This window comes from Halomonas sp. (assembly GCF_033549285.1).
Lineage (GTDB): Bacteria > Pseudomonadota > Gammaproteobacteria > Pseudomonadales > Halomonadaceae > Halomonas.
Genome location: NZ_JAWSUJ010000044.1, coordinates 1 through 2036, shown reverse-complemented (window position 1 = coordinate 2036; position 2036 = coordinate 1). Strand labels below are relative to the sequence as shown.

2 protein-coding genes are annotated in these 2036 nt (G+C 72.0%); both read left to right on the top strand.

Translation table 11 applies throughout. The features are described from left to right. Nucleotides 1-135 precede the first annotated feature (135 nt). Nucleotides 136-993, top strand: coding sequence for an alpha/beta fold hydrolase (locus SCI24_RS11370; RefSeq protein ID WP_318725481.1), 858 nt, complete (start codon nucleotides 136-138; stop codon nucleotides 991-993). Between the two features lie 28 nt (nucleotides 994-1021). Then, the coding region (locus SCI24_RS11365) for a patatin-like phospholipase family protein (RefSeq protein ID WP_318725480.1) at nucleotides 1022-2036 on the top strand (1015 nt) is incomplete at its 3' end.

Here is a 2036-nt window from a genome sequence, read left to right as displayed (position 1 = left end):
TCGGCGGCGGCGCCTGGCGCGTCGGGGCGTGAGCGTGGCCCAGGTCCCGGGCGGGCACATGTTTCCCATGGAATACCCCGACCAGGCCCGCTCGGGCCTGCTGGCCATGCTCGACAAGCTGCTGGAGCCGTCGGCATGAGCGAGCCCCGTTCCCTGAGGCTGGCCGAGGGCCGCCTGGCGGCACTGGCCTGGGGCGATGACCGGGCCCCCACCTGGCTGGCGCTGCACGGCTGGCTGGACAATGCCGCCAGCTTCACGCGCCTGGCGCCCCGGCTGGTCGACGCCCTGGGCATCCGGGTGGTGGCCATCGACTTCGCCGGCCATGGCCTGTCACGACACCGCCAGGGCGACTATGCGCTCTGGGACTACTGCCACGACCTCCTCGATGCCTGCGACCACCTGGGCCTCGCGCGGGTGCCCCTGCTGGCCCACTCCATGGGGGCCGGGGTGGCCTGCCTGACGGCTGCCGCGCTGCCGGAGCGTGTCGAGACGCTGGTGCTGCTCGACGGCCTGGGGGCCCTGACCACCGAGGCCGTCGAGGCACCCGCCCAGCTGCGCAAGGGCCTGCTCGCCGATCGCCGCCCCCTCTCGCCGGCGCCGCGCTATCCTGATAGGGAAACCGCCGTGGCGGCACGGGTAACCGGCGGGGCGACGCCCATCGACGCCGAGACGGCACGCCCGCTGGTCTCGCGCAACCTCGAGGCACTGCCCGACGGCCATGTGCAGCTGCGCACCGATGCCCGCCTGTTGCGGCCCTCCCTGGTGCGCTTCTCTCCCGAGCAGGTGGGGGCCATGCTGGCATCGATCCGCAGCCCGTTGCTGCTGGTGGAGGGGGAGGCCGGCATCCTGGGCGAGCGGTCACGGGCACGCCAGGCCCGGGCGGCGGTGGCGAGGCTGACCCGCCGCGTGCTGCCGGGCGGTCATCACCTGCACCTGGAGCCGTCGGCGGTCGACGGGGTGGCGGAGGCCATCGTGGCGTGGCACGACGGCTGATGGTGGGAGCCGAGAGGGGAGACGCGTCATGAGCCAGCAGCGGAAAGCCGAGGATACACGGCAAAAGAGCGTGGCACTGGTGCTCGGCAGCGGGGGCGCCCGTGGCTATGCCCACATCGGGGTGATCGAGGAGCTCGAGGCGCGAGGCTATCGGGTGGTGGCGATCTCCGGCTGCTCCATGGGCGCCCTGGTGGGCGGCGTCTACGCGGCAGGGGAGCTCGCCGCCTACCGCGACTGGGTCTGCCGGCTGGACTACTTCGACGTGCTCAGGCTCGTCGATGTCACCTGGAGCCCCATGGGGGCCATGCGGGCCAACAAGGTGATGGGCAAGCTCGAGAGCCTGATCGGCGATACCCGCATCGAGGACCTGGCGATCCCCGTGACCACCGTGGCCACCGACCTGACCCGCCAGCGCGAGGTGTGGTTCCAGAGCGGCTCGCTGCTCGAGGCGATCCGCGCGTCCATCGCCGTGCCCGGGGTGATCACGCCGGTGCATCGCGGCGATCAGGTGCTGGTGGATGGCGGGCTGCTCAACCCGCTGCCGATCATCCCCACGGTGTCGGCCCAGGCGGACTTCGTGCTGGCAGTCAATGCCACCGCCCACAGCCCGCGCCCGGTGACCCTGGAGGAGCTGCTGCCCCCCGATGAGGCCGCCGAGGAGCAGGCGCGCGAGAAGTCACGGGACGCCGGAGGCGTCGACTTCGCCAGCTGGATCGACGGGGTCCGCGGCGCCACCCGTCGGCTCTTCGATGGCCTCGGCAATACCAACAACAGTACCAATACCACTGGCGGCAAGAGCGAGGTGGACGAGGCCCTGGAGCGCGGCCGTCGCGAGTGGGGACGCCTGGACATGGTGCTGGCCTCCTTCGACATCACCCAGGCGGCCCTGGCCAAGTACAAGGTGGCGGGCTACCCGCCGGATGTGCTGATCGAGGTGCCCAAGACGGTCTGTGGTGCCTACGAGTTCCACCGCGCCGAGGCGCTGATCAGCCTGGGCAGGCACCTGGCCGTGGAGGCGCTGGACCGCTTCGAGGGGCGGGTCC